24 protein-coding genes and 1 other RNA gene are annotated in these 24,189 nt (G+C 46.2%); 11 read left to right on the plus strand and 14 right to left on the minus strand.

The genetic code is table 11. The features are described from left to right. The first annotated feature begins 6 nt into the window (after nucleotides 1-6). From murU to ruvB, 9 genes are all read left to right on the plus strand, one after another. The gene (murU, locus tag JaK3_RS00415) at nucleotides 7-723 is read left to right on the plus strand and encodes an N-acetylmuramate alpha-1-phosphate uridylyltransferase MurU (protein ID WP_068320625.1); all 717 of its coding nucleotides are present in this window, start codon (nucleotides 7-9) and stop codon (nucleotides 721-723) included. Then, nucleotides 716-2,083, plus strand: a complete 1,368-nt coding sequence (locus JaK3_RS00420; protein WP_068319554.1) for an aminopeptidase P N-terminal domain-containing protein — start codon at nucleotides 716-718, stop codon at nucleotides 2,081-2,083. The genes murU and JaK3_RS00420 overlap by 8 nt, the downstream gene beginning before the upstream one ends. A gap of 16 nt (nucleotides 2,084-2,099) precedes the next feature. Beyond that, entirely contained in the window at nucleotides 2,100-3,257 is a 1,158-nt protein-coding gene (locus tag JaK3_RS00425; protein ID WP_068319556.1) for an FAD-dependent monooxygenase, read from the plus strand. A 129-nt stretch (nucleotides 3,258-3,386) separates the two neighbouring features. Then, nucleotides 3,387-4,403, plus strand: a complete 1,017-nt coding sequence (dusB, locus tag JaK3_RS00430) for a tRNA dihydrouridine synthase DusB (RefSeq protein ID WP_068320626.1) — start codon at nucleotides 3,387-3,389, stop codon at nucleotides 4,401-4,403. Between the two features lie 60 nt (nucleotides 4,404-4,463). Further along, entirely contained in the window at nucleotides 4,464-4,703 is a 240-nt protein-coding gene (locus JaK3_RS00435) for a helix-turn-helix domain-containing protein (protein ID WP_068319558.1), read from the plus strand. A 46-nt stretch (nucleotides 4,704-4,749) separates the two neighbouring features. Next, nucleotides 4,750-6,330 (plus strand): bifunctional phosphoribosylaminoimidazolecarboxamide formyltransferase/IMP cyclohydrolase, encoded by a 1,581-nt coding sequence (purH, locus tag JaK3_RS00440; protein WP_068319559.1) that lies wholly within the window; start codon nucleotides 4,750-4,752, stop codon nucleotides 6,328-6,330. A gap of 26 nt (nucleotides 6,331-6,356) precedes the next feature. Then, nucleotides 6,357-6,884, plus strand: coding sequence for a crossover junction endodeoxyribonuclease RuvC (gene ruvC / locus JaK3_RS00445; protein ID WP_068319561.1), 528 nt, complete (start codon nucleotides 6,357-6,359; stop codon nucleotides 6,882-6,884). Nucleotides 6,885-6,913: 29 nt separating this feature from the next. Beyond that, complete coding sequence (gene ruvA / locus JaK3_RS00450) at nucleotides 6,914-7,495, plus strand: Holliday junction branch migration protein RuvA (protein WP_068319563.1); 582 nt, start codon at nucleotides 6,914-6,916, stop codon at nucleotides 7,493-7,495. 25 nt (nucleotides 7,496-7,520) lie between these two features. Beyond that, on the plus strand, nucleotides 7,521-8,591 hold the full coding sequence (gene ruvB / locus JaK3_RS00455; protein ID WP_068319567.1) for a Holliday junction branch migration DNA helicase RuvB: 1,071 nt from the start codon (nucleotides 7,521-7,523) through the stop codon (nucleotides 8,589-8,591). Here the strand turns inward: ruvB and tyrS are convergent. Then, nucleotides 8,588-9,820, minus strand: a complete 1,233-nt coding sequence (gene tyrS / locus JaK3_RS00460; protein WP_068319569.1) for a tyrosine--tRNA ligase — start codon at nucleotides 9,818-9,820, stop codon at nucleotides 8,588-8,590. The two genes, ruvB and tyrS, sit on opposite strands and share 4 nt — an antisense overlap. A 76-nt stretch (nucleotides 9,821-9,896) precedes the next feature. Between tyrS and JaK3_RS00465 the strand changes: the two genes are divergently transcribed. After that, nucleotides 9,897-11,024 carry an anhydro-N-acetylmuramic acid kinase gene (locus JaK3_RS00465; protein WP_068320627.1) on the plus strand — a complete coding sequence of 376 codons (1,128 nt, stop codon included), beginning with the start codon at nucleotides 9,897-9,899 and terminating at the stop codon, nucleotides 11,022-11,024. A gap of 16 nt (nucleotides 11,025-11,040) precedes the next feature. Here the strand turns inward: JaK3_RS00465 and erpA are convergent, their stop codons facing one another. From erpA to rplM, 4 genes are all read right to left on the minus strand, one after another. After that, the gene (gene erpA / locus JaK3_RS00470; RefSeq protein WP_068319574.1) at nucleotides 11,041-11,415 is read right to left on the minus strand and encodes an iron-sulfur cluster insertion protein ErpA; all 375 of its coding nucleotides are present in this window, start codon (nucleotides 11,413-11,415) and stop codon (nucleotides 11,041-11,043) included. 68 nt (nucleotides 11,416-11,483) lie between these two features. Further along, nucleotides 11,484-12,542, minus strand: a complete 1,059-nt coding sequence (gene argC, locus JaK3_RS00475; RefSeq protein ID WP_068319576.1) for an N-acetyl-gamma-glutamyl-phosphate reductase — start codon at nucleotides 12,540-12,542, stop codon at nucleotides 11,484-11,486. 112 nt (nucleotides 12,543-12,654) lie between these two features. Then, on the minus strand, nucleotides 12,655-13,056 hold the full coding sequence (gene rpsI / locus JaK3_RS00480; RefSeq protein ID WP_011903720.1) for a 30S ribosomal protein S9: 402 nt from the start codon (nucleotides 13,054-13,056) through the stop codon (nucleotides 12,655-12,657). Between the two features lie 9 nt (nucleotides 13,057-13,065). Next, nucleotides 13,066-13,494 (minus strand): 50S ribosomal protein L13, encoded by a 429-nt coding sequence (gene rplM, locus JaK3_RS00485; RefSeq protein ID WP_011903721.1) that lies wholly within the window; start codon nucleotides 13,492-13,494, stop codon nucleotides 13,066-13,068. Between the two features lie 419 nt (nucleotides 13,495-13,913). On the opposite strand from rplM, the gene JaK3_RS00490 reads away from it, so the two are divergent. Then, nucleotides 13,914-14,336: an OsmC family protein gene (locus JaK3_RS00490; protein ID WP_068319578.1), complete on the plus strand. Its 423-nt coding sequence runs from the start codon at nucleotides 13,914-13,916 to the stop codon at nucleotides 14,334-14,336. On the opposite strand, the gene rnpB is transcribed toward JaK3_RS00490, so the two are convergent. The 9 genes from rnpB to JaK3_RS00535 all read right to left on the minus strand — a co-directional run bounded on the left by rnpB (nucleotide 14,337) and on the right by JaK3_RS00535 (nucleotide 24,184). After that, nucleotides 14,337-14,643, minus strand: an RNA gene (gene rnpB / locus JaK3_RS00495) — RNase P RNA component class A. It abuts the gene before it with no gap. A 59-nt stretch (nucleotides 14,644-14,702) separates the two neighbouring features. Next, complete coding sequence (pyrC, locus tag JaK3_RS00500) at nucleotides 14,703-15,761, minus strand: dihydroorotase (RefSeq protein ID WP_068319580.1); 1,059 nt, start codon at nucleotides 15,759-15,761, stop codon at nucleotides 14,703-14,705. A gap of 1 nt (nucleotide 15,762) precedes the next feature. Beyond that, on the minus strand, nucleotides 15,763-17,115 hold the full coding sequence (locus JaK3_RS00505; RefSeq protein ID WP_068319581.1) for a glycerate kinase type-2 family protein: 1,353 nt from the start codon (nucleotides 17,113-17,115) through the stop codon (nucleotides 15,763-15,765). A 9-nt stretch (nucleotides 17,116-17,124) separates the two neighbouring features. After that, the gene (locus tag JaK3_RS00510) at nucleotides 17,125-18,948 is read right to left on the minus strand and encodes an ABCB family ABC transporter ATP-binding protein/permease (protein ID WP_068319583.1); all 1,824 of its coding nucleotides are present in this window, start codon (nucleotides 18,946-18,948) and stop codon (nucleotides 17,125-17,127) included. Nucleotides 18,949-18,964: 16 nt separating this feature from the next. Beyond that, the gene (nudB, locus tag JaK3_RS00515) at nucleotides 18,965-19,423 is read right to left on the minus strand and encodes a dihydroneopterin triphosphate diphosphatase (RefSeq protein ID WP_068319585.1); all 459 of its coding nucleotides are present in this window, start codon (nucleotides 19,421-19,423) and stop codon (nucleotides 18,965-18,967) included. 29 nt (nucleotides 19,424-19,452) lie between these two features. Further along, nucleotides 19,453-21,252 carry an aspartate--tRNA ligase gene (gene aspS / locus JaK3_RS00520; RefSeq protein ID WP_068319587.1) on the minus strand — a complete coding sequence of 600 codons (1,800 nt, stop codon included), beginning with the start codon at nucleotides 21,250-21,252 and terminating at the stop codon, nucleotides 19,453-19,455. Between the two features lie 16 nt (nucleotides 21,253-21,268). Then, on the minus strand, nucleotides 21,269-21,922 hold the full coding sequence (locus JaK3_RS00525) for a DUF502 domain-containing protein (protein ID WP_068319589.1): 654 nt from the start codon (nucleotides 21,920-21,922) through the stop codon (nucleotides 21,269-21,271). A gap of 52 nt (nucleotides 21,923-21,974) precedes the next feature. Further along, nucleotides 21,975-23,561, minus strand: a complete 1,587-nt coding sequence (gene ubiB, locus JaK3_RS00530) for a ubiquinone biosynthesis regulatory protein kinase UbiB (protein ID WP_068319591.1) — start codon at nucleotides 23,559-23,561, stop codon at nucleotides 21,975-21,977. 2 nt (nucleotides 23,562-23,563) lie between these two features. Next, complete coding sequence (locus JaK3_RS00535; RefSeq protein ID WP_068319593.1) at nucleotides 23,564-24,184, minus strand: ubiquinone biosynthesis accessory factor UbiJ; 621 nt, start codon at nucleotides 24,182-24,184, stop codon at nucleotides 23,564-23,566. Between the last annotated feature and the right edge of the window lie 5 nt (nucleotides 24,185-24,189).

The following is a 24,189-nucleotide window of genomic DNA, read 5'->3' on the forward strand; positions in this document are numbered from 1 at the left end:
TACATGATGAATAAGAGCAATCTCATTCCTTGCTTTTTACTGGCTGCTGGCAGAGGTGAACGTATGCGCCCTCTCACAGACGTCTTACCCAAACCCCTATTAACCATTCAGAATAAATCCTTACTAGCTTGGCATTTAGAAGCTTTAGCTAAGGCAGGAATTCAGAAAGTCGTCATTAACCATGCTTGGTTGGGTGAAAAAATTGAGGCAGCTCTTGGGAACGGTCAGCAATTTGGTCTCAACATCCACTACTCCCCTGAAGGTAGCGCTCTAGAGACAGCGGGCGGTATTTGTAAGGCATTACCCATCATCGCACCAGATGATTACTTTCTGGTCATCAATGGAGATGTATTTAGCCCGAATTTACCTGTAAGCACGTTATTGGAAACAGCCTCCAGAATGCGTGCTGACCCTAGCAAGCCGTTGGCCCACTTATTCATGGTTCCCAACCCAGTGCAGCACCCTGAAGGGGATTTTTACCTGCAAGACTGCACTGTGGGAGACACTGAATCCGTAGAGAGTGAAAAGCTAACCTTCTCAGGGATTGGGATTTATCACAAAGACCTCTTTAAGGACCTGGAATTCGGAGCGCCTGCCAAGTTAGCCCCTTTGCTGAGAACCGCGATGGAGCAAAATAAAGTGACCGGTGAAAAATATACCGGTCCATGGCACGATGTAGGTACGCCACAACGCTTACAAGAGCTTAATGCAGCATATGAATAAACCAGATATTTATCAACTTCGTCGAAATGAATTAGCAAAACAAATATTTGCTAAGACTGGTGGCGGAATTGCAGTCATTTCTACAGCGCCTGAAATTGCCCGCAATCGCGATAGTGAATTTCCATATCGTCACGACAGCGACTTTTACTATCTGACAGGATTTGAAGAGCCGGGATCAACCCTTGTGATGAAAGTTGATGGTGATGGAAAAAACTTTCAACTTCAATCCCATTTATTTTGTAGACCCAAGGATCCCGAGAGAGAAATTTGGGATGGCATTCGTCTTGGCCCTGAAGCAGCGCCTGAAGTTTTAGGCATTGAATATGCGCATAGCAACCAGGAGCTCGATCGAAAACTAGGTGAGCTATTGGCAGATCAAGACGCAGTCTATATTCGTCTTGCTGAAAGTGCTGAGGCTGATAGGCGCTTGCGTCATTGGATGAAACAAGTTCGCGGGCAAGTTCGCTCAGGCGTGAATCCACCATCAGAGTTTCATGATATTGAAGCGCTGATTCATGAAATGCGTCTATTTAAAGATGTGCATGAAATTGAGATCATGCGCCGTGCTGCTGCCATCTCTGCTCGCGCACATATCCGCGCCATGCAAATCTGCACGCCTGGTATGCGTGAATACCAACTCGAAGCTGAATTGCTCCATGAGTTCCGCAATAGCGGTGCGCAAAGCGTTGCCTATAACAGCATTGTTGCTGGTGGCGCTAACTCTTGCATCCTGCACTATCGCGCAGGCTCAACAGAATTACGTAGCGGCGAACTTTGCTTAATTGATGCTGGTTGCGAACTGGATGGTTATGCATCCGACATCACTCGGACCTTTCCAGTAAATGGAAAATTTACTGGCCCACAACGTGCTCTATACGACATTACATTAGCTGCGCAAGAGGCCGCAATTGCCATGACCAAACCGGGCAATACTTTTATGCAGCCGCATGAAGCAGCACTGAAAGTACTAACCCAAGGCTTACTTGATGAGAAGTTACTCAAGCTTACCGATCTAGGCTCACTTGAAAATGCCATAGAAACAGGTGCTTACCGCCGCTTCTACATGCACCGCACATCACATTGGTTGGGCATGGATGTGCATGACGTAGGCTCCTATCGCGAGGCCAGCCATGCTTCATCTAGTGAAGATAAGCCATGGCGCGTCCTCAAGAGCGGCATGGTCATTACGATCGAGCCTGGCCTCTATGTCAGACCAGCCGATGATGTGGATGAGAAATTTTGGAATATTGGTATTCGTATTGAAGATGATGCCGTCCTTAACAACTCTGGATGTGAATTGATTTCTCGCGGCGTACCCGTCAAAGCAGATGAGATTGAAGCTCTCATGAAAAACTCTTGATCACATTTCATTGCCAATGAGCTCATCTAATTGCGATATTTTGATTCAAGGCGGTGGCCCGGTTGGGCTTGCTTGTGCCGCGTGGACCCTGCAGAAATTTCCAGACGCAAAAATCACACTACTCGATCGCAACCCAGTAAATGATGACGATTTAGCAAATGCCGATAGTCGAGGCATCGCCCTTTCACACGGCAGTAAATTATTACTAGATACCATCAACGCTTGGCCAAAAGAATCTGCCCAAATTCATCGTGTACATGTTTCACAAGCTGGACGCTTTGGCAGAGCCCTGATGACCCGCGAAGAACTCAATCAAGATGCGCTAGGGCACATCATTCGCTATCGCGACATCCACATCACACTTCGCCAGGCATTGAGGACCATTCAAGCAAAGTGCCCCAACTTTGTTTGGCGACATATCGATAAAGAAGCCGAAGAAAATAATATCCACGCCAACTGTATCGTGCATGCTGAAGGCGGCTTATTTAAAACACAAGATTGGGTTGAATCTGGTCGCGATTATGGTCAGTCAGCTTTAGTCGGATTGGTTGAGGTAGAAAATGCGGCGCCCCATCATGCTTGGGAACGTTTTACTGCTGAAGGTCCTTTAGCAGTTTTGCCAAGTCATTACGGCCCCAATATTTTGAATCTAGTTTGGTGTGGTTCACCAGAGTCGTCAGGACATCGCTTGCAACTCAGTGATGCCGATTTCTTAAACGAACTAGAAAAAGAATTTGGTTCACGCATTGGTCGCTTTCTGAAAATTCAGGATCGTCGTTTATATGAGCTGGGTTTGAACTATCGCAAAGAAATTACCAAATACAATGAAGTGTGGATTGGTAACGCTGCTCAAACTTTGCACCCGGTAGCAGGACAAGGTTTAAATCTAGGCTTAAGGGATGCCTTCTTGCTGGCGGAAAAATTAGTTGGCGTATTTTCTGGGTCAGCAGAAGATCAATCTCCAGTGGATATCCAAAATGCGCTCCAAAGCTATGCTCAAAGCCGCAAAATTGACAGAACAACGACGATTGGCCTAACGGACTTTATGGCTAGGGTGTTTACCTCCAATCTTGCCCCAGTAGTGCTAGCCAGAGGGCTAGCTTTAAGCGCCCTTCAGTGGCTTCCACCAGTAAAGACAGCCTTAGCCCGCCAGATGATGTTTGGTAGGCGCTAAAGGGCTTAAATCGCTTCTAAATATAAGTATTCCTGATTTGATCTGTAACAAGCAATCTGCCTAAAAAATAGGCAGATTTGGGGTCGACTGTGCTAAAGTGTCATGCTTTCCGCCCAAGCCCCCTTTTTGATGAACATTGGCCCTCACACACTCGCAAATAAGCTATTTGTAGCCCCCATGGCTGGGGTAACAGATCGCCCGTTTAGGCAGCTTTGCAAGAAGTTGGGTGCAGGCTATGCGGTTTCTGAAATGGTGGCATCTAATGCCCTGCTTTGGAAAAGCGAGAAAACACAACGTCGCGCCAATCATGTCGGTGAATTCAAACCTATCGCAGTGCAAATCGCTGGGGCCGATCCAGCAATGATGGCAGCTGCGGCAAAAATTAACGTAGATCATGGCGCACAAATTATTGATATCAATATGGGTTGCCCCGCGAAGAAAGTTTGCAACGTAGCTGCTGGTTCTGCGCTATTGCGCGATGAACCTTTAGTGCAGAAAATTTTAGAAGCCGTTGTGAATGCTGTCGGTGTTGGACCAGATGCAGTGCCAGTTACCTTAAAGATTCGTACTGGTTGGGATCGCGAACATAAAAATGCAATCGAGATTGCGCGTCTCGCAGAAAAGTCTGGCATCTCCATGTTGACAGTTCATGGTCGCACTAGAGCTGACCTATATCACGGTGAAGCAGAGTACGAAACCATTACTGCAGTCAAAAATAATGTAGGCATTCCGGTGGTTGCAAATGGTGACATTACTAGCCCCGAGAAAGCAGAGCAAGTTTTAAAGATCACTGGGGCTGATGCCATCATGATCGGACGTGCGGCACAAGGTCGCCCTTGGATCTTCCGCGAGATCAATCATTACCTTGAAACTGGTGGCAAATTGCCAACTCCTGAGATCAATGAGATTCAGGCGATTATGAATGTCCACCTCTTAGATCACTATGAGTTCTATGGTGAACATATCGGCCTTCGCACAGCTCGCAAGCATATCGGTTGGTATTGCAAAGGTTTGCGAGACTCACATGCATTCCGTCAGCGCATGAATACTGCTGATGATTGCAAAACCCAATTGCAAATGGTGAATGATTATTTTGATGAGATGAAATTGCATTCTGAACGCTTACTGTTTTTAGAGGCAGCTTAATTCCTGCCGAATCCCTGCTGTATTTTTTTATTTTCTTGTTTTTTGTATTGATAGACTGTTATGACCAATAAGCACCCAATTACCGAATGTATTGAAACCCAATTACAGGGTTACCTAAATGACCTCAAAGGAACGGCACCAACCGATATCTATCAAATGGTCTTGGCTGTTGTAGAAAAGCCTATGCTGGAATTAGTTATGCAGCACGCCAAACAGAATCAATCACTAGCAGCGCAATATCTTGGTATTAACCGCAACACACTTCATAAGAAGCTCGTTGAACATCAGCTGCTGAAGTAAGCATTCATCACAAAGTCATTTCTTTTAATTAAACCCTCCGAAAACTATGATCCGTACAGCCCTTCTCTCCGTATCCGATAAAAATGGCATCGTGCCTTTTGCTAAAGCCCTCCATGAGCAGGGTATTAAGCTTATTTCTACTGGCGGCACCGCAAAACTTCTAGCTGAAAATAATCTGCCAGTAGTTGAAGTTTCTTCGCTAACAAAATTCCCAGAAATGCTCGATGGTCGCGTAAAAACCCTTCACCCTATGGTGCACGGTGGCTTGTTAGCTCGTAGAGACTTCCCAGAACATATGGCTGCCTTAAAAGAGCATGGAATCGACACTATCGATATGCTCGTCATCAACCTATACCCATTTAATGAGACAGTCGCTAAAGAAAGTTGCTCATTTGAGGATGCTGTAGAGAATATTGATATTGGCGGTCCTGCTATGTTGCGAGCTGCTGCAAAGAACCATCAAGACGTTACCGTTTTAATATCACCAGAAGATTACGCCCCAGTATTGGCAGAGATGAAGTCTAACAAGAATGCTGTTTCTTATAAGACAAATTTAGCTTTAGCCAAAAAAGTATTTGCGCATACTGCTCAGTATGACGGTGCTATTGCCAACTACCTCTCTGCTTTGGGAGATGACTTGGATCACAAAGCGCGTTCTGCTTACCCAGAAACTTTGCATCTTGCTTTTGAAAAAGTACAAGAGATGCGCTACGGCGAGAACCCACACCAATCTGCCGCCTTCTATAAAGATATTTACCCTGTTAATGGCGCGCTAGCCAATTACAAGCAACTTCAAGGTAAAGAGCTTTCGTACAACAATATTGCGGATGCTGACTCTGCCTGGGAATGCGTGAAGAGCTTTACCGGTAACGCAGGAGGCGCTGCCGCATGCGTCATCATCAAACACGCCAATCCTTGTGGCGTAGCTGTTGGAGCTAGCGCTCTTGAAGCCTATCAAAAAGCATTTAAGACCGATCCAAGCTCAGCCTTTGGCGGCATTATTGCTTTTAACGTTCCTTGCGATGGCGCAGCGGCAGAGGCGATCTCCAAGCAATTCGTAGAAGTATTAATTGCCCCTAGCTTTAGCGATGAAGCAAAGGCAATCTTTGCTGCAAAACAAAATGTGCGTCTTTTAGAGATCCCATTAGGTACTGCATTTAATACGTTTGATTTCAAACGCGTTGGTGGTGGCTTGCTCGTGCAATCGCCTGATGCCAAAAACGTTCTCGAAAATGAAATGCGCGTTGTCAGCAAGCGTCTACCAACTCCAAGCGAAATGCATGACATGATGTTTGCATGGCGCGTTGCTAAATTTGTGAAGTCCAATGCCATCGTCTATTGTGCAAATGGTATGACTCTCGGTATTGGTGCAGGCCAAATGAGTCGTGTTGACTCTGCACGTATGGCCAGCATTAAAGCTGAGAACGCTGGCCTGAGCCTTAAAGGTTCTGCCGTTGCAAGCGATGCCTTCTTCCCGTTTCGTGATGGCTTGGATGTAGTCGTCAATGGCGGTGCAAGTTGCGCCATTCAGCCGGGCGGCAGTATGCGTGACGATGAAATCATTGCAGCAGCAAATGAACATGGTATTGCCATGATCTTTACTGGCACACGTCACTTCCGTCACTAAGCAAACAGGAAGTAATAAACAAACTTATGCGCTGGATAGGAATTGACCCAGGTTTGCGTACTACCGGTTTTGGTGTCATTGATGTCGACGGCCAAAAGCTGACCTACGTAGCCTCTGGGACGATTGAAAGTGGTGATCCAGCCAAAGGCTTACCTGAACGTTTGGGCGCTCTCTATGCGGGTCTTAAAGAAGTTTTAGAGACCTATCATCCTGAGTCTGCTGCGATTGAAGAGGTTTTCTTAAATGTGAATCCTCGTTCAACGCTAATGCTAGGTCAAGCAAGGGGTGCCGTGATCGCTGCGCTCGTATCTGAAAAGCTTCCCGTAGCTGAGTACAGCGCTCTGCGCGTGAAGCAAGCCATTGTTGGCACAGGTCGCGCAGCCAAGCCACAAGTGCAGGAGATGGTTAAGCGTCTTTTAAGACTAAATCGTGCCCCAGGTACTGACGCATCTGATGCATTGGGTGTTGCTATCTGCGCCGCTCATCATGCGCAAATACCAAAAGCTATAACTGCAGCTACCGCCGCATTAGCACCAAAGAAACGTAGCAAGTAAAAATACACATCACAGGTTAAGATCTCTACATGATTGGTCGCATTCAAGGTACTCTCGTTTCAGTTCATCCACCCCGTCTCTTGGTAGATTGCCAAGGTATTGGTTATGAGGTTGATGTACCTATGAGTACCCTTTATCAACTTCCTCAAGCCGGTCAAAAAATTACGCTTCTTACGCACTTTCAAGTTCGTGAAGATGCGCAGCAACTTTTTGGCTTTGCTACCGAGACTGAACGTGAAGCATTTAGACAGCTCATCAAGATTAGTGGTGTTGGTTCCCGTACCGCACTAGCAGTTCTCTCTGGTATGAGCGTCAATGAGTTAGCCCAAGCGATTGCCCTACAAGAGGCTGGACGCCTCACTCAAGTACCAGGCATTGGCAAGAAAACCGCTGAACGTCTTTGCCTAGAACTCAAAGGTAAGTTAGCCCCTGACCTGGGTATTACAGGCGGCAAATCACAGGCGATTGAAGCTAGCAGCGAAGTCTTGCAAGCTCTGTTGGCATTAGGCTACTCAGAAAAAGAAGCGCTTTTAGCGCTCAAGCAAATCCCACCAGAGACAAATGTATCGGATGGCATCCGTATGGGCTTGAAGTATTTATCTAAAGCCTAATGTCAAACGGAACTAAACTCTAAACATGGCAATTCATACAGACGACCTAAGCTCCATCCCCGAAGATTTACCGGAAGGCAATGACCGCATTGTGAGCGGCTCAGCGGGTAATTCTGAGGCCGTCTTTGAGAGAGCGCTACGGCCAAAACAACTCGATGAGTATGTTGGTCAAACTAAAGCACGCGCCCAATTAGAGATTTTCATCAGTGCCACAAGAGCACGTCAAGAAGCCTTAGATCACGTTCTCTTATTTGGGCCTCCTGGCCTTGGTAAAACTACCTTGGCCCACATCATTGCCAGGGAGCTTGGCGTTAACTTGCGCCAAACTAGCGGCCCCGTACTGGATAGGCCTGGTGATCTTGCTGCCCTACTAACTAATCTAGAAGAAAACGATGTTCTCTTTATTGATGAGATTCATCGCCTATCTCCTGTGGTTGAGGAAATTCTTTACCCAGCACTAGAAGATTACAGTCTTGACATCATGATTGGCGAAGGCCCTGCAGCACGCAGCGTAAAAATTGATCTCAAGCCATTCACATTGATTGGTGCCACCACCCGTGCTGGCATGCTGACCAATCCATTACGTGATCGCTTTGGCATTGTGGCAAGACTGGAGTTCTACACCACCGAAGAACTGACCAAAATTATTAATCGCTCAGCCAGTCTGCTCAAGGCCGATATTGATCCAGAGGGATCAGTAGAAATTGCTAAGCGTGCACGTGGCACTCCACGTATCGCAAACCGATTACTACGTCGTGTACGTGACTACGCAGAAGTCAAAGGCACGGGAACCATTACTAAAGCTATGGCTGATGCAGCCTTGAAGATGCTAGATGTCGATCCAAGCGGCTTTGACGTAATGGATAGAAAATTACTAGAAGCCATCTTGCACAAGTTTGATGGTGGCCCAGTGGGTATCGATAACTTGGCAGCAGCTATTGGCGAAGAACGCGACACCATTGAAGATGTGCTTGAGCCATATCTGATTCAGCAGGGCTACTTACAGAGAACCTCGCGTGGACGAGTAGCAACACGCCAGTCTTATGAGCATTTTGGATTAACGCCGCCTAGCGGCAGCGCTAGTCTAGATATTTAAGCTAGCGTCACTTTCGCAAACTTACGTTTGCCTACTTGTACAACATAAGTTCCCGCTTCAACTTTCAGCTGTTTATCAGTGATCGTTGCGCCATCAATCTTCACACCGTTTTGCTCGATATTGCGATTAGCCTCTGATGTGGATGGGGCTAAACCAGCAGCTTTCAAAAGATTGGCGATTTGCATTGGGGCTCCGGAGAGATTGACCTCTGGAATATCATCCGGTACACCACCTTTAGCGCGGTGATTGAAGTCTTCTAATGCTTTTTCTGCCGCAGCCTGTGAATGAAAGCGTGCAACAATTTCTTGCGCGAGCAGTACTTTGCAGTCTTTCGGATTTCTACCGGCGGCAACTTCTTGCTTCATCAAGTCGATTTCAGCCATTGGGCGGAAAGAAAGCAATGTGAAGTAATCCCACATCAATTCATCGGAGATACTCAAAAGCTTGCCAAACATTTCTCCCGCAGGCTCGCTAATGCCAATGTAATTGCCTTTGGACTTACTCATCTTGTCCACACCATCTAGACCAACTAGTAGTGGCATTGTCAAAATACATTGAGGCTCTTGGCCATACTCACGTTGAAGCTCGCGCCCAACCAGGAGATTAAATTTCTGATCAGTACCACCGAGCTCTAAGTCGCTCTTCAAGGCAACAGAGTCGTAGCCTTGCATCAATGGATACAGAAACTCATGTACAGAGATAGGTACACCACTACGGTAGCGCTTTGTAAAGTCATCGCGCTCTAACATCTGTGCAACGGTATATCGCGCTGCTAACTGAATCATGCCACGCGCGCCTAATGGATCACACCATTCACTGTTGTAACGCACTTCAGTTTTAGAAGGATCGAGCACCATACTCGCTTGACGATAGTAAGTCTCGGCATTAACCGCAATTTCTTCTGCAGTTAATGGTGGGCGAGTAGCGTTACGTCCAGATGGGTCACCAATCATGCTGGTGAAGTCACCGATCAAGAAAATAACGGTATGACCGATGTCTTGCAATTGACGCAATTTGTTTAAAACAACCGTATGCCCCAAATGAATATCAGGAGCCGTTGGATCTAAGCCTAATTTAATTCTGAGTGGGATCTTGGTAGCCTGACTGCGCGCCAGTTTCTGAACCCAATCAGCCTCAACTAATAACTCATCACAGCCACGCTTAGTGACCTCGAGTGCTGCATAGACTTCAGGAGTCAAAGGGTATTTTTGTTCTGGTTTAGCCGTCATGCTGATTCGGATTGCTGATTCAGTTAAATTAGTAGTTAAATTGCTAAAGCATAATTGTCGCATTCCTGAGAGCACCATGAACAAACCCCATTCCCTCTATATCGGACTAATGTCTGGCACCAGCCTGGATGGGATAGATGCTGTCCTTGCAAAGATTGGACCCAACGGGGAAGCAAGCGCCCTGGATGCAGTGAGCACCTCCTTTAGCCCTGAACTACGCAAAGCCCTATTTGAGCTTCAAAGCCCTGGGCCTAATGAGCTGCACCGGGAGAAACAGGCTGGAAATGCCCTAGCCTTGGCTTACGCAGAAGCAGTAAATCAATTGCTTCAAAAGACAAAATTGCAGGCGTCTGATATCACTGCTATTGGCGCTCATGGGCAGACCATTCGTCACCAACCGCATCTTGGCGATATGGCCTATACCCACCAAACGCTCAATCCTGCCCTCTTGGCAGAAAAAACAGGCATCGATGTCATTGCTGATTTTAGAAGCCGAGATTTGGCTGCTGGTGGGCATGGCGCCCCTTTAGTCCCAGCGTTTCATGCGCAGCAATTTGTAGAAAATAAAAATTTAGCCATTCTCAATATTGGCGGCATTGCTAACTTCACGCTACTTCCCAAGGATGGGCAAGTGACCGGTTTTGATTGCGGTCCAGGAAACATGTTGATGGATGCCTGGATACACGAACATCAAGGTAATGCATTTGATGAGAATGGCAACTGGGCATTACAAGGCAAAGTTAATGAAGTATTGCTTGCAAGAATGCTGACTGATCCATTTTTTACAAAAGCGCCGCCTAAGAGTACAGGCAGAGATGACTTTCATCTTGGTTGGTTACAAGAAAAATTGAATGGTGAAAATTTTCTTTGTGAAGACGTGCAAGCAACCTTACTTCATCTAACAGCCCACTCGGCCCTAGAGGCTCTAGCGCGTCATGCCCCGCAGACCCAGAAGCTGATTATCTGCGGAGGTGGTGCCAGAAATCATGCGCTGATGAATTTATTCAAAGTGAAGTCGCAACACTTCTTTAAACAACCCTTAGAGATTACAACTAGTGATTCTGCCGGGATCGATCCACAACTAGTTGAAGGTCTCGCTTTTGCATGGCTTGCATGGGCCCATAAAGAAAAAAGGCCAGCAAATTTGCCAGCCGTTACGGGAGCGAAGGGCTCTAGAATTCTAGGCGCTTGCTATCCCGCTTAAATAATTAAACTTTTTCTTAAGCAGAGAAAGAAGATCCGCAGCCACAAGTTGTTTGCGCATTTGGATTCTTAATCACAAACTGTGAGCCGTTGATGTCTTCTTTGTAGTCGATCTCAGCACCAACCAAATATTGGAAGCTCATTGAGTCTACTAACAAAGTAACGCCATTCTTTTCAAAGAGTGTGTCGTCTTCATTTACGGCATCATCAAATGTGAAGCCATACTGAAAGCCTGAGCAACCACCACCTTGTACGAATACGCGCAACTTCAATTCTGGATTACCTTCTTCAGCAATCAAGTCAGCCACTTTTGCAGCAGCGCTATCGGTGAACACCAATGGGGTTGGTGGCTCAGCTAAATCTTGTGCAGGTTGTGTAGCTAATTCAGTCATGATTTACTCCTAATTCAAAAGGCAATGTCTCATTTTAGGCTTTTAATGCCCAGTTTGCTGAAGGGTCATTACGGGGATACAGCTATCTGGGTGAGCCCCGTAGTCTCTGGCAAGCCAAACATGAGGTTTAAACACTGAACCCCCTGTCCTGAGGCCCCTTTTACTAAATTGTCCTCAACCACCAAAATGACCAAAGTATCACCGCCGCCTGGACGATGGATCGCAATCCGAATGCCGTTGCTACCACGTACTGAACGTGTTTCTGGATGACTGCCTGCAGGCATCACATCGACAAATGGCTCATCTTTATAGAAAGTCTCATAAAGTTTTTGGTAGTCAATATCTTTACCAGCATCAGTCAAACGCACATATAGCGTTGAATGGATACCTCTAATCATCGGCGTTAAATGTGGCACAAAGGTCAGGCCAATTTGATCGTGACCAGCAATTGCTTTTAAGCCTTGCTCAATTTCCGGAAGATGACGATGTCCTTTAACGCTATATGCCTTGAAGTTATCGCTAGCTTCAGACAATAAGGTGCCGATCTCTGCTTTACGGCCAGCACCAGAGGTGCCTGACTTGGAATCCGAGATGATGTGCGTACCATCAATCAAGTGCTTACCGCCAGTCGATTTTGGTGACAACAAAGGCGCGAGGCCAAGCTGGACTGATGTTGGGTAGCAGCCTGCCAAACCCACTACGCGTGCTTTTTTAATTGCTTCGCGATTAATCTCTGGCAAACCGTAAACCGCTTCCGCCAAAATTTCTGGGCAGCCGTGCTCCATGCCGTACCACTTAGAAAATTCTTTAACATCCTTTAAACGGAAGTCTGCAGCAAGATCCAAAACCTTGACATTGTTAGCAAGCAATTCTTTTGCTTGCGCCATCGCAACACCATGTGGAGTTGCAAAGAACACTGCATCGCATTCGTTTAATTTAGCTTCATCAGGTGTTGTGAATTTCAGATCAACACGACCACGTAAAGATGGGAACATCTCAGCCACAGGCATACCCGCTTCTGTACGAGAAGTAATTGCAGTCAGCTTTACCTCGGGATGCTGCGCCAATAAACGCAATAACTCCACTCCGGTATAACCAGTGCCACCTACGATGCCAACTTTAATCATGCCATTCTCCAAAATACCGACTGATGAATTTTATTTCTTTAATACCTAGATTGTAGAAACAAAAAGGGCCGCTTGCGCGACCCTTTCGATAAAACTTGAGCGACTGAAAGAATTAGCGCTTGCTGAACTGCTTACGACGACGCGCGCCGTGCAGACCAACTTTTTTACGCTCAACTTCACGAGCATCGCGAGTTACCAAGCCTGCCTTAGACAGAGTTGGCTTCAAGGCGTTGTCGTAGTCGATCAATGCACGAGTAACACCGTGACGAACTGCACCAGCTTGGCCAGTTTCACCGCCACCAGAAACGTTTACTTTGATATCAAAGGTCGTTAAGTGAGCTGTGAGAGCCAAAGGCTGACGAGCGATCATGCGTGATGTTTCACGAGCAAAATATGCATCGATAGGCTTACCATTAACAATGATGTCGCCTTTGCCAGATTTAATGAATACGCGCGCAACAGAACTCTTGCGGCGACCAGTACCGTAATTCCAATTTCCGTAATTAATAGCCATTTGGTTTCCTTAAATCTCTAACGCTTTTGGCTGTTGAGCCGCATGCGGATGATTGGCGTCGCCGTAGACTTTTAATTTCTTAATCATGGCATAGCCTAGTGGGCCTTTTGGCAACATACCCTTCACAGCCTTCTCCAAAGCGCGACCTGGGAAACGGTCTTGCATCTTGTCGAAGTTAGTTGAGCTAATACCACCTGGGTATCCGCTGTGACGGTAATAAATTTTGTTCAAGCCTTTTGTGCCTGTGACACGGAGCTTTGAAGAATTGATAACGACAATAAAGTCGCCAGTATCAACGTGTGGAGTGTATTCAGGCTTGTGCTTGCCGCGTAGACGGAGTGCCACTTCACTGGCGACACGACCGAGGACTTTGTCCGTAGCGTCAATCACGAACCATTCATGCACTACCTCATGGGATTTTGCAGAAAAAGTTTTCATGATTTCTCAAATTGTTATGGTCAAAAAAATTACCCCAACCAAACTACGTCCACCTTGGCCCTGCTTATGTTTGCAAGCTCGCAGATTCTGCAATTTAACTGGTACAACAAATTACCGCTGACCGGCTCGGTAATTCAGTAAAGCCTTGAATTATAACCTAAAAAAAACCCAGGAACGAGTCCTGGGTTGGAATCCACCTATGTTTGGGTGGAGGAGACACTGGAAGGTAAGTCGCAGTCTTATACAAGACTGACTACCAATATGGTTATTCTACACAAACAATATGGTGCAACGCAAGAATATTGACCAAAATCAATTTTTTGATGCTTTTTGGCTATTTTGAGCAGCAAACGGCATGCCATAAATATTGGTAAACTATTGATAATATTAGTTAATTTAGTAAGTTAGGGGTCACTACAATGGATTGTCGAGTATCTTGGTTGGGTAATGGCGGTATGGCTTTTTCAGCCGAAACTGGCAGTGGCCACCTCGTCAACATGGATGGAGCCCCAGAAGCGGGTGGCAGAAACCTAGCTCCAAGGCCAATGGAGCTCCTTTTAGCCGGTGCGGGCGGCTGCTCTGCATTTGATGTGGTTTTAATCCTACAAAGGGCCCGTCAGGCCATTAGCGGCTGTGAAGTGAACCTCCAAGCAGAACGCGCCACAGAAGACCCCAAAGTCTTCACCAAGATCAATCTGCACTTTACGGTCAAAGGAAAAGACCTTGATCAGGCTAAAGTGGATCGCGCTGTAAAACTTTCTCATGAGAAGTACTGCTCCGCCACCACCATGTTGGCCAAAACCGCAGAATTAACTTACAGCGTAGAAATCGTTTCAGAATAAGTGCAGAGTCAATCGATAAGCCGGATTCTGTCGCCTAGATTTGCATCTAGGGGCAATCATTCCTCTAGGCCGTTAGTTACCTAACGGCTCAAGCTCCCTACCCGCAGACTCAGCGGGACGCCTCATCGCCTGCTTACTTGGGATTGCTCCAGGTGGAGGTTACCGCGTTTCACCGTAACTAAATACGCTCGTCTCTGTGGCCCTATTCCTCACGTCGCCGTGGATGGCCGTTAGCCATCACCCTTCCCTATGGAGTCCGGACTTTCCTCCCCCTCAATAAAGAGGCGGCGATTGCCCAATTGACTCTGCGCCTGCAGTCTAACGCAGTCAGAGCAATTTGGCTAAGAAACTAATGATTTGAGTTTTTTAAACGAGTGACCAAGCAATCGTTTCGCCGGCGCGCAGCGGAACGATGGTGGCATCACCCAAAGGCAATTCCATAGGAATGCTTTGCGCGTGTTTTACCAAAGTAATCTTTTTACTATTGCGTGGCAAAGAATAAAAATCGGGGCCAAAGAAACTAGCAAAGCCTTCTAATTTATCCAACTTACCAACACTCTCAAATGCTTCGGCATATAAACCTAGTGCGTTAAATGCGCTGTAGCATCCCGCACAACCACATGCCGCCTCCTTAGCACCCTTGGCATGCGGCGCACTATCAGTTCCCAAGAAGAAGCGAGAGTTACCACTTGTAGCAGCCTGCAAAAGCGCAACTCGATGCTCCTCACGCTTAAGAACCGGCAAGCAATAATTGTGTGGACGAATCCCACCCGCAAAAATCGCATTACGATTCATAAGCAAATGCTGAGGCGTAATCGTGGCCGCAATCGTATTTTTCCCACCAGTCACTGCATCACGAACATAGTGAGCGGCTTGCTTGGTAGTGATGTGTTCAAACACAATCTTGAGTTCAGGTAACTTTTTACGTAACGGCTCTAATATCGTATCAATAAATACCGCCTCACGATCAAAGATATCAATATCTGCATGTGTTACTTCGCCGTGCACAAGCAAGGGCATACCAACAGCCTGCATTGCCTCTAAAGCAGCATGGCAATGTTTAAGGTCACTCACACCAGCGTCGCTATTAGTGGTTGCTCCTGCGGGATACAACTTGAATGCAGCAATACCTGCATCCTTAGCCTTACGAACTTCATCTGCAGAAGTGTTATCAGTAAGATAGAGAGTCATCAAAGGCATAAATTCAGTGACGCCCAATAATTTCAAATTCGATTCAATGCGTGACTGATAAGCTTTTGCCAAATCCACAGTGGTGACTGGTGGCTTTAAGTTTGGCATGATGATGGCACGTGCAAATTGACGCGCAGTATCTGCTAATACATCTTTCATTACTTCGCCATCGCGAATATGTAAATGCCAATCGTCCGGCTGAGTTAATTCAATTTTTGTAGGGCTATTGGACATATTATTTATTAAGCAAGATGATGCGGAAGTCATTCACATTCGTAAGTGTAGGGCCAGTTTCCACTAAAGCATCCATTTCTGCAAAGAAGCCGTAGCAATCATGTGCCAATAAGAATTTTTCTGGCGCAAATTCTGCTGTTTGACTAGCTTGACGTACGGAACCATCAAACCAAGCGCCAGCATTCTTCTCGCTACCATCAATCCCATCGGTATCAGCAGCCAAGGCAGCCAATTGAGGTAAATCGCTTGATGCCGCAAAGAGTGAGAGCAAATACTCGCTGCAACGACCACCACGGCCTTTGACTCCAGCTGGGATGGTGACAGTGCATTCACCCCCAGAAATTAAGGCTAGCGGCTTATCAAATCCCTTAGCCACATAGTCTCGCACTAAAGCGGCCTGCTCTAAACCAACCTCCTGTGCCTCGCCGGTAATTGTGTCACCCAAAATAATTGGCTCATAGCCTTGGTGACGGACATACTCAGCAGCAGCTTCTAGGCTTTTATAGGCAGTTGCAATAACATGATTCGAAACTTGGCTATCAACCAAATCAATATCTTTTAAGGTCTCAGGGATTTCTCCTGCTAAACCTCGCTTGAGATGATCAAGAACAGATGCCGGAATAGTAGATGCATCTAAATCGTATTTTTGCAAAATATTGAGCGCATCTAAATACGTAGAGTAATCCGCAGCACAAGGACCACTAGCAATATCTGCAGGTGAGTCACCTGTGACGTCAGAAATCAATAAAGCTTCCACTCTTGCGCCACGTGCAATCGCAACTCTGGCCAAGTTACCACCCAAAATTGCAGATAGGTGTTTGCGTACCACATTCATCTCTTCAATCGGGGCGCCACTTCGCAAAAGCGCTTCTGTGGTCTTGCGCATGTCATCAATAGAAATGCCTTCTTGAGGCAAAGTCAGAAGGCTTGAGCCTCCCCCAGATACCAAAGCGATCAATACATCGCCTTGCTCTAATTGCTTTGTTAGCGCCAATACTTCCTTGGCCCCATCCATGCCGGCTTGGTCAGGCACCGGATGCCCAGCCTCAACAATCTTAATATGGCTTGTTGGTGAGTTATGGCCGTAACGCGTCAGTACAACGCCTTCTAATTTTGCCTGCGGCCAATTAGCTTTTGCGTAAGCTTCAAATGCGCTAGCCATAGATGCACTAGCTTTACCGGCACCCACAACTAAACAGCGCCCTTTAGGTTCTTGACCCTTTGGAAATATCTGCGCTAAATACTGCGGAACAATCACTTGTGGATCAGCAACTGCGACGGCAGCGGCAAAAGCATTTTTTAAGATTGCTTCTGTACTGTTGGCTGCCGAGCTTGGAGAGACGCTTTTGGTCATAAAGCTATTTTAATCAAGAGTGGCGCGCTCTTGCATCTGCCACATCTCGGCATATTTACCCTTTACCGCAAGCAACTCCTCATGGGTTCCATGCTCCACAATTTGTCCATGATCCATTACCAAAATTTGATCTGCATGAATGATGGTTGAAAGACGATGGGCAATGATGAGTGTTGTTCGGTTCTTAGCTAAGCTGAGAAGCTCTTCTTGAAAAGCACGTTCGGTTTTAGAGTCGAGCGCTGAAGTAGCTTCATCAAAAATAAGCATGGCAGGTTTCTTTAAGAGTGTTCTCGCAATAGCAACCCTTTGCTTCTCACCCCCGGATAGCTTGAGACCCCGCTCGCCAACTTGAGTGTCATAACCCTCAGGCAAGCGCTTAATAAAGCTATCAATTTGCGCGGCTCTGGCCGCCTCCTGCACCTCTTCAATAGTTGCAGAGGGATTGCCATAGGCTATGTTGTATCCAATCGTGTCATTAAATAAGACTGTATCTTGTGGCACGATACCAATAGCTTTGCGCAAACTAGCCTGAGTGACATCCTGAATATTTTGACCATCAATCAAAATCTTTCCTGATTGAACATCATAAAAACGGAACAATAATCTTGCGAGGGTACTTTTACCAGCGCCACTTTGACCAACCACCGCTGTAATCGTCCCAGCAGGAATATTGAAGCTCACATCGCGGAGAATTTCACGCTTAGCATCATAGTGAAACGATACGTGCTCAAATCGCACATCTGGGCCACGATCATGATTTTCAATTTGAAGTGTCTTAGCATCCGGTGAATCCGCTATCTCTTTCTCAGTATTGAGTAAAGAAAACATGCGATCCATGTCAGTCAATGATTGCTTAATCTCTCGATAAATCACGCCCAAGAAGTTCAGGGGGATATAGAGCTGAATCATTAAGGTGTTAACCAAGACCAAATCGCCCAAAGTCATGGTGCCATTGACTACACCAACCGTGGCGCGCCAAAGAATCAGCATTAAGCCAACTGCAATAATGATTTGCTGACCAAGATTCAATACCGCCAAAGTCTTTTGGGACTTCACCGCAGCCGATTGATAGCGCAGAAGATTTTCATCGTAACGACTGGCTTCAAATGCCTCGTTACCAAAGTACTTCACTGTCTCGAAATTTAATAAGGAATCAATCGCCTTTTGATTGGCTTTCGAATCCATATCATTCATCGTGCGGCGAAAATGTGTACGCCACTCTGTAACTACGACTGTGAAAACAATGTAAAGAACCAAGGCGACTAAAGTAATCGTAGCAAACCAAATATCGTAGGAGTAAGCAAGGTAGCCTAAAACCAAACAGAATTCAATCAGTGTGGGCAGAATGCTATAGAGAGAATAAGAAATCAGTGACTGTATGCCACGTGTGCCACGCTCAATATCTCGACTTACGCCACCAGTTTGACGAGCAAGGTGAAAGCTCAGCGCTAAGGAGTGCAAGTGCTCAAAAACTTGAAGCGCTACTTTACGAACTGCGTTCTGTGTGACCTTAGCAAACAATGCTTCGCGAAGCTCTGTAAATACGGATGCAAAAATTCTTAAAAGGCCATAAGCAACAATAATTCCTAAGGGAACGACCAAAAGCGCTTGTGGCGAATTGACATTGATATTTAAAGAATCAATTAAGTCTTTCAAGACAATTGGTATGCCAAGATTGGTAACCTTGGCGGCAATTAAACAGCTTAGGGCAATCAAGACCCTAAAGCGATATTCCAATAGATAAGGAAGTAGGTCGCGAATAACGCGCCAGTCACCGCGCCCCGCTGTTTTTGAATCTGCGCTACCGTGATGATGCCCCGATGAATGTCTCATCGCTCTATCTTATTCCTTATTCAAGCTGGCTTTTGTCTGCTGAAAATAATTTGAGAATCGCCTCTCCATTACTAGGAGAAAAACATTTTTTAGCGGCCTCTTGGTATGGGAGCCATTCATAGGCCACATGCTCCCTGGGGGCTAGCGTAATAGGGGTGTTATCGGGAACCTCTAATGAGAACCAGTGTTCAGTATTGCGCGTGACGCCAGGCGCATAACGAGACCGCCAGGCAGGATAGATTTCATATTCGATCTGGTGGTGCATATTTTTCAAAGCATCTTTTGGCAACCCCTCTACCGCAATACCCGTCTCTTCAAATACTTCACGGGCTGCCGCCAAAGCAAGATCTTCGTCGCTAGCATCAAGGCTACCAGTGACGGACTGCCAAAAGCTCGCGCGATCTGCACGCTCTATCAATAAAACATCCCTATTCGATTTATAGATAACTACTAAAACCGAAATAGGGATTTTCAAGGTGGATCTAAAACGCTACTTAAGTTGTTTTAAGCAGCAGGTGCTGCTTGACGCAAACGAATATGTAACTCACGCAATTGACGCTCATCCACTGGGCTAGGAGCCTGAGTTAATAAACATTGCGCACGCTGTGTTTTAGGGAAGGCGATTACATCTCGAATTGATTCGGCACCAGTCATCATGGTGACGATACGGTCCAAACCAAATGCAATACCGCCATGTGGAGGCGCACCATATTGGAGTGCATCCAACAAGAAGCCAAACTTAGCTTGAGCTTCTTCCGCATCAATCTTCAATGCACGGAATACTTGGCTTTGAACTGCTTCTTGGTGAATACGAACAGAACCACCACCAATTTCACTACCGTTCAACACCATGTCATAAGCCTTGGCTAAGCACTTGCCTGGATCAGACTCCAAGTACTGCATATGCTCATCTTTAGGGCTGGTGAACGGATGATGGCAAGCAACCCAGCGCGCTTCGCCTTCATCGTAATCAAACATTGGGAAGTCAACTATCCATAATGGCTTCCAGCCTTCTGTAAACAGTCCATGCTCTTTACCCCAAGCAGATTGACCGATACGTAGACGTAAATTACCGATTGCATCGTTTACTACTTTTTCTTTATCAGCGCCAAAGAAAATGATGTCGCCATCTTTTGCACCAGTGCGCTTCAAGATACCTTCAATCGCAGCGTCATGCAAATTCTTCACGATTGGTGACTGCAAACCATTGCGGCCTTCAGCCACAGAGTTGACCTTAATCCACGCCAAACCTTTAGCACCATAGATGCTAACGAACTGGGTGTAGTCATCGATTTCGCTACGGCTAATTTCAGCACCGCCAGGCACACACAAGCCCACTACGCGGCCGCCAACTTGGTTCGCTGCACCTGAGAACACTTTGAAATCAACGTCTTTCATCAAATCTGTCAATTCAGTGAACTCAAAGTTCACGCGCAAATCTGGCTTATCGGAGCCAAAACGCGCCATACCTTCTGAATAAGGCATTGTTGGGAATGGGTTCGGCAACTCGACATTCATTGTCTTCTTGAAAATATGACGAATCATGTTTTCAAACAAATCACGAATTTCTAACTCGCTCAAGAAAGCAGTTTCACAGTCGATCTGAGTAAATTCAGGCTGACGATCTGCGCGTAAGTCTTCATCACGGAAGCACTTTGTAATTTGATAGTAACGATCAAAGCCGGCCACCATTAACAACTGCTTAAACAATTGAGGAGACTGTGGCAATGCAAAGAACTGACCGTCATGTACACGTGATGGAACTAAATAATCACGCGCGCCTTCTGGTGTGCTCTTAGTAAGCATTGGTGTTTCAATATCGATAAATCCTGCGTCATCTAAATAACGACGGCACTCCATCGCAACGTTGTAACGCAAGCGCAAATTCTTTTGCATTTGTGGACGACGTAAATCTAATACACGATGGGTCAAACGGGTGGTCTCGGATAAATTCTCATCGTCAATTTGGAATGGTGGTGTTACAGACGCATTCAAGATCACTAAGCTATGGCAAAGAATTTCTACTTTTCCACTAACTAAATCTACATTCTCAGTACCAGCAGGACGGGCACGCACGAGACCTTTAATCTGTATGCAGAACTCGCTACGCACTTGCTCAGCCAAGGCAAACATCTCTGGGCGATCTGGATCGCAAACTACTTGCACGAAACCTTCGCGGTCACGCAAGTCAATAAAGATAACGCCTCCGTGGTCACGGCGACGATTCACCCAACCAGAGAGAGTGACTTCTTGACCAATCAGTGAATCGGTTACCTGGCCGCAGGTATGGCTTCGCATCGACATAACAATTTCCTATAAATCAAAAATGGTGTGGTAACTGCGTTGCAGTTATGCCACTAGAACTATTGGGAGGTACAGAGCCCATGGAAACAATATGTTTCAGAGCCTCTTCCACGCTCATCTCTAATTCAATCGTTTGTGCGCGGGGCACAATCATGAAAAAACCAGAGGTAGGGTTTGGGGTTGTTGGTAAAAATACGTTAACGTAATCCTCACCTAATTTGGCAGTCACTTCTTTTGCAGGAGTACCTGTTTGAAAAGCAATCACCCATGAATCAGCATGGGGGTAGCGAATTAACAATGCTTTGCTAAAAGCTTGGCCGCTTCCGGAAAATAAGGTGGAAGAAACCTGCTGAACACTTGAATAAATAGATCGAACGATTGGAATACGATTGATCTGTTTATTCCACATCCGGATCCACCACTGACCAGCAAAACTAATTGCTAACAAACCAGTGGCCATGATCACACCAATCACAATCAAAATGCCAACGCCAGGCAATTCACGGAAATGCTGCAAATCTCCAGCAAATTGACGCGGGAAGACTGCAATGATGGCGTGCATTACAGAACCGAATACGCCATCGAGCAAACCCAAGCCCCAGGCAATCACCCAGATGGTGATCGACAATGGTGCCCATACGAGGATGCCAGCGATAAAGTATTTTTTCATGTGTTCTGCCTAACCCGCTATTTTAGCGGGTTAGCAGCCAATCAGGGAGAGACTAATAAAAGCCCAGGCTGATGATCAAAATTCCCGCCAAAAACCCACCTGCAAAGAGCAAAGCACCGGCCAGTAGGCGGTGAGTACGTCTTTCTTCGAGCAAAAGGGCCTTTAGGACCTCAATTTCGCCGTTTTGGTCTTTTGCGGGATTTCGGCCTTTAGCCATACTATCCACTATCAAACGAGGCAAAGTGGGCAGAATCTTGGCCCAAGTAGGCGCCTCTTCCTTTAAGCCATCCAATAAACCACGCCATCCTAATTGCTTACTTACCCATCTCTCCAAAATCGGCTTAGCTGTTTTCCAAAGATCCAGATCGGGATCAAGTTGACGGGCCAGACCCTCTACATTCAAGAGTGTTTTTTGCAATAAGGTCAGTTGTGGCTGAATTTCCACTTTAAAGCGGCGTGACGTCTGGAATAAACGCATCAACACAATACCCAGAGAAATTTCTTTTAGCGGGCGATCAAAGTACGGCTCACAAACAGAGCGCACTGCACCCTCTAATTCCTCAACACGAGTATTGGCTGGGACCCAGCCTGACTCGATATGCAACTCAGCAACGCGTCGGTAATCACGATTAAAGAATGCCAAGAAATTCAGCGCCAAATAGTTTTTATCAGTCTCACTTAATGCGCCAACGATTCCAAAATCAAGTGAAATGAAACGGCCAAATGTTTCTGGCTCTAAGCTAATCATGATGTTGCCAGGATGCATATCTGCATGGAAGAACCCATACTCAAATACTTGAGTAAAGAATATCTCTACGCCATCAGCAGCCAGCTTTTTAAAGTCAACTCCAGCCTCTCGTAGTGCATCAGTTTTTCCAATAGAGATGCCATACATTCTCTCCATCACAATCACATTGGTATGACAAAGATCCCAATACATTTCAGGAATCATGAGTTTCTGAGAATCAGCAAACTGCCTGCGTAATTGGCTTGCATTGGCAGCCTCGCGCATGAGATCCAGCTCATCATGCAAATACGTATCAAACTCTGCTACGTTCTCACGCGGCTTTAAACGTCGACCATCTTCGGAGCTTTTCTCAATCACCTTGGCAAGGTCATACATCAATGCCAGATCACCGTTAATCACCGGCAAAATGCCGGGACGTAGAACTTTGATAGCTACTGCACGACCTTCCCACTCAGGACGTTTATCTGTTCCACGCAATACACCAAAGTGCACCTGCGCCACTGAGGCGCTAGCAACAGGAGTTGCATCAAAACTAATAAATACATCCTCAATCGACTGCCCTAGATCTTTCTCAATTAAGCGACGAGATTCTTCATTTGAGAATGGTGGTACTTGATCCTGTAGCTTGGCCAACTCATTGGCAATGTCTTCTGGCAACAAGTCGCGACGTGTAGAAAGAACCTGTCCAAACTTTACAAATATCGGACCAAGTGCTTCTAGTGTTAATCGAATGCGTTCACCTCTGGGCAAATGTGTGCCAGGAGAAACCCAACAAAGCATCGTTAAGAATCCACGGCGAATGCCTGGTTTTAAAAGATCGCGAAGCAAAGGCAATAAGCCATAACGCCAAGCAGTAAAAAAGATGAAGTAAAGACGAGCAATGCGACGCACGATTATTTAGCCTTTTGCTCTAGAAGTTGAATGCGCTTTTCCATGCGATCCACCGATTCGCGCAATTCGCTTAATTCAGATTTACGAACTATGAAATCTCGTTTATTCAAAAGCACTTTTCTCTCTTCGCTGACATACTCCACTACATTGTCCAGTAAATCACTAGCAGCAGAGCGAGTAGCAAAGACAAACTTTTTCCCTTGTCTTACCGCAAAGTTTGCTGGTGCATCACCCACTAAACGTGCTAAATCTTCCTCGTACTCCCAACGTAGCTGCCCAGCAAGACGACCCAATAGTTGAGCCAAATCTGCATCACCAGTAATTTTTACCGCTTTGAAGGCTTGCTCGCGCAATGAACCAGCGCTGCCAGCCAAATCACTCAGCGCTCTTGAGGAAACCTCTAAAGTAAGTACAGGAGTCTCAATCTCTTTTAGGCTAGCCAGTAAACCATCAGGCTTTATCTCAAAACATAGGTTGCCCAGCGGAAGCTGTAACAAAATGGTTTTATTAGCATGGCGAGCCAACTCAGTACATGCCCATGGCTCACTAGCTAAAACATGGTTGATCCCCCGGCAGGCAGCGCTGGAGGCAATGGTATGGGTAGTTGAGGAATGTGTGTTCATAAGTG

The organism is Polynucleobacter yangtzensis, from assembly GCF_001595965.1.
GTDB classification, from domain to species: Bacteria; Pseudomonadota; Gammaproteobacteria; order Burkholderiales; family Burkholderiaceae; genus Polynucleobacter; species Polynucleobacter yangtzensis.

Coding starts and splice junctions, on each gene's coding strand:
- murU (WP_068320625.1), top strand. CDS start 7: ATGAATAAGAGCAATCTCATTCCTTGCTTTTTACTGGCTGCTGGCAGA.
- JaK3_RS00425 (WP_068319556.1), top strand. CDS start 2,100: ATGAGCTCATCTAATTGCGATATTTTGATTCAAGGCGGTGGCCCGGTT.
- JaK3_RS00490 (WP_068319578.1), top strand. CDS start 13,914: ATGGATTGTCGAGTATCTTGGTTGGGTAATGGCGGTATGGCTTTTTCA.
- purH (WP_068319559.1), top strand. CDS start 4,750: ATGATCCGTACAGCCCTTCTCTCCGTATCCGATAAAAATGGCATCGTG.
- JaK3_RS00510 (WP_068319583.1), bottom strand. CDS start 18,948: ATGAGACATTCATCGGGGCATCATCACGGTAGCGCAGATTCAAAAACA.
- ruvC (WP_068319561.1), top strand. CDS start 6,357: ATGCGCTGGATAGGAATTGACCCAGGTTTGCGTACTACCGGTTTTGGT.
- JaK3_RS00435 (WP_068319558.1), top strand. CDS start 4,464: ATGACCAATAAGCACCCAATTACCGAATGTATTGAAACCCAATTACAG.
- pyrC (WP_068319580.1), bottom strand. CDS start 15,761: ATGTCCAATAGCCCTACAAAAATTGAATTAACTCAGCCGGACGATTGG.
- JaK3_RS00420 (WP_068319554.1), top strand. CDS start 716: ATGAATAAACCAGATATTTATCAACTTCGTCGAAATGAATTAGCAAAA.
- rpsI (WP_011903720.1), bottom strand. CDS start 13,056: ATGGCTATTAATTACGGAAATTGGAATTACGGTACTGGTCGCCGCAAG.
- dusB (WP_068320626.1), top strand. CDS start 3,387: ATGAACATTGGCCCTCACACACTCGCAAATAAGCTATTTGTAGCCCCC.
- ruvA (WP_068319563.1), top strand. CDS start 6,914: ATGATTGGTCGCATTCAAGGTACTCTCGTTTCAGTTCATCCACCCCGT.
- JaK3_RS00535 (WP_068319593.1), bottom strand. CDS start 24,184: ATGAACACACATTCCTCAACTACCCATACCATTGCCTCCAGCGCTGCC.
- tyrS (WP_068319569.1), bottom strand. CDS start 9,820: ATGACGGCTAAACCAGAACAAAAATACCCTTTGACTCCTGAAGTCTAT.
- argC (WP_068319576.1), bottom strand. CDS start 12,542: ATGATTAAAGTTGGCATCGTAGGTGGCACTGGTTATACCGGAGTGGAG.
- JaK3_RS00465 (WP_068320627.1), top strand. CDS start 9,897: ATGAACAAACCCCATTCCCTCTATATCGGACTAATGTCTGGCACCAGC.
- erpA (WP_068319574.1), bottom strand. CDS start 11,415: ATGACTGAATTAGCTACACAACCTGCACAAGATTTAGCTGAGCCACCA.
- ruvB (WP_068319567.1), top strand. CDS start 7,521: ATGGCAATTCATACAGACGACCTAAGCTCCATCCCCGAAGATTTACCG.
- JaK3_RS00505 (WP_068319581.1), bottom strand. CDS start 17,115: ATGACCAAAAGCGTCTCTCCAAGCTCGGCAGCCAACAGTACAGAAGCA.
- rplM (WP_011903721.1), bottom strand. CDS start 13,494: ATGAAAACTTTTTCTGCAAAATCCCATGAGGTAGTGCATGAATGGTTC.
- aspS (WP_068319587.1), bottom strand. CDS start 21,252: ATGTCGATGCGAAGCCATACCTGCGGCCAGGTAACCGATTCACTGATT.
- JaK3_RS00525 (WP_068319589.1), bottom strand. CDS start 21,922: ATGAAAAAATACTTTATCGCTGGCATCCTCGTATGGGCACCATTGTCG.